3 protein-coding genes are annotated in these 2,532 nt (G+C 60.2%); all 3 read left to right on the forward strand.

Annotation, left to right across the window (positions count from 1 at the left end; genetic code table 11):
- Positions 1 to 219, forward strand: a 219-nt coding sequence (locus ACK4FK_RS18675) for a hypothetical protein (RefSeq protein WP_409747183.1), incomplete at its 5' end; no start/stop codon positions are given.
- Entirely contained in the window at positions 216 to 1,538 is a 1,323-nt protein-coding gene (locus ACK4FK_RS18680) for an aminotransferase class I/II-fold pyridoxal phosphate-dependent enzyme (protein ID WP_409747185.1), read from the forward strand. The genes ACK4FK_RS18675 and ACK4FK_RS18680, both read left to right, overlap by 4 nt.
- A 2-nt stretch (positions 1,539 to 1,540) precedes the next feature.
- A partial coding sequence (locus tag ACK4FK_RS18685; RefSeq protein ID WP_409747188.1) for a mannose-1-phosphate guanylyltransferase occupies positions 1,541 to 2,532 on the forward strand: 992 nt, incomplete at its 3' end.

A 2,532-nucleotide genomic window follows, 5' to 3' on the forward strand; every position in this document is an offset into this window, starting at 1 on the left:
ATGCTCAACGAATCCCCCACTGCTGAAAAGGTCAGCTTGCGAATCGTCGAAAAACTGCTCGGCAGCAAGGATCCGACCGAAGCGAACGCCAATACGGTGGATCCCTTGATCCAGCGCATGGCTCAACAGCATGGGGAATCTCCGGCAGAAGAAGACATCCAGCAGATCACGCAGGCTGTCCACACACTCCGAAAACAAGGTGCCAGATTCACGACATGACCTACTCATCACTCGGCCTGAAGGCCAAGCAACAGCTCATCGAGCGCTTCCTAGGCAAAAAGGTCGGCGCTGGCGGGGCGACGCCTCAGCCGGCCGCTAGCCGGTCGGTGCATCGCGCCAACGTCCCGGAAGCCTTCACCCGCTTCGACCGTCATCCCAACTACGAAAGGATGCTGGTGCCTAAGGCGGCGGCGGATCGCCTGGGGCTGCGCAATCCGTTCTTCATCGCCCATGATGGCGTGGCCGGTGCGCTCACCCGCATCGCTGGGCGTGAATTCATCAATTTTTCGAGCTACAACTACCTGGGGTTGGCTGGGCATCCGGCTGTCAACAAAGCGGCCAAGGAGGCCATCGACCGTTATGGCACTTCTGCGTCGGCCAGCCGTCTGGTCGCGGGGGAGCGGCCCATCCACCGCGAACTGGAGGAAGCGCTGGCCGAACTCTACGGCGTCGAAGACGCCATCGTCTTCGTCAGCGGCCACGCCACCAATGTCTTTACCATCGCTACGCTCTTCGGCCCCAGGGATCTGGTCGTCCACGACAGCCTGATCCACAACAGCGTGCTCGAAGGCATCAAGCTCTCTGGTGCGACGCGGCGCAGCTTCCCGCACAACGACATGACCGCGCTCGATGGTATACTTACTGAAATTCGCCACCAGTTCGAGCGCGCGCTCATCGTCGTCGAAGGCCACTACAGCATGGATGGTGACATTCCCGATCTGCCTGCGCTCATCGACATCAAGCGCCGGCATGGCTGTTTCCTGATGGTGGATGAGGCCCATGCGCTCGGCGTGTTGGGCGCGACGGGCAAGGGCGTGCATGAACACTTTGGCATCGCTGGTAAGGACGTCGATATCTGGATGGGCACGCTTTCCAAGACGCTGGCCGGCTGCGGCGGTTACATTGCCGGCGAGCGGGCGCTGGTTGAACTTTTGAAATACAGCGCGCCCGGCTTCGTCTATAGCGTCGGCATCTCACCACCCCTAGCGGCAGCATCCCTCGCAGCGCTGAAACTCATGCGCAAGGAACCCGAGCGCGTCGCCCGGCTGCAGGAGAACGGGAAACGCTTTCTTCAGCTGGCGAAAGAAGCCGGTATCAATACCGGCAGCTCCCAGGGCTTTGCCATCGTGCCCGCGATCACCGGCAGCTCGCTCAAGGCAGCGAAGCTGTCCAACCGCCTGTTCGAGCGCGGCATCAACGTGCAACCGATCATCTACCCGGCGGTGGAAGAAAAGGCGGCGCGGCTGCGGTTTTTTTTGAACAGCCAGCATACGGAACAACAACTGGAATTTGTCCTGGACGCAATCGAGAGAACCTGATCATGAGTCAACAGAGTCAACACGGCTTGATTCCCGTCATCCTCTGTGGGGGTGCCGGTTCACGGTTATGGCCCCTGTCGCGCGAGATGCATCCCAAGCCCTTTATCCGCTTGGGCGATGGGCAAAGCCTGCTGCAAAAAGCCTTTTTACGCGGGGCGCAGCTGCCGGGAGTGACCGAAATTCTCACGGTGACCAACCGCGAGCTTTACTTCAAGACGGAAGACGAATATCGCGAAGTCAACTCAAGTCGTCTACACACCTCTTTTCTGCTCGAACCCTTCGGGCGCAACACGGCAGCCGCCGTCGCAGCGGCCGCTCTGCATGTTGCGGCGAAACAACCCGACGCCCTTTTGCTCGTACTCCCTGCAGACCATCTGATCGCTGATCAGTCGGCCTTTGCCCAGGCGGTGGAGAAGGCGATTGAGCTGGCTGAACAGGGGAATCTCGTCACCTTCGGCATCCAGCCCAATGCGCCCGAGACTGGTTATGGCTATATCGAGGCCGACGGCAACCGCGTCCTGCGCTTCGTCGAAAAACCCGATGCCGCCACAGCGGCCTCATACCTTGAAACAGGCCGGTTTTACTGGAACTCTGGCATGTTCTGCTTCAAGGCCTCGACCATGCTCGAAGAAATGCGTGAGCACTGCGCATCCATTCTAGCCACGGTGCAAGCCTGTCTCGCCCAGTCCCGTTGTGTCGAAGGCCAGGGTCTTACTCAATGTGAGCTGCCGCCCGAACTCTTCGAGAAGGTTCCCGAAGACTCCATCGACTACGCGGTCATGGAGAAATCCGACCGAGTTGCGGTCGTGCCCTGCAACATCGGCTGGAGTGATATCGGCTCCTGGTCGGCGCTGGGCGACCTGTCTGCGCCGGATGCGCAGGGTAACCGGATCGAAGGCGAAGCGCTGCTGCATGATGTCGAGAATTGCTTCATCCGCAGCGATGAGCGCTTGGTGGGGGCCGTCGGGGTGCGCAATCTCGTCATCGTCGATAC

It is taken from the genome of Ferrovibrio sp. (assembly GCF_046297895.1).
Classification (GTDB): domain Bacteria; phylum Pseudomonadota; class Alphaproteobacteria; order Ferrovibrionales; family Ferrovibrionaceae; genus Ferrovibrio.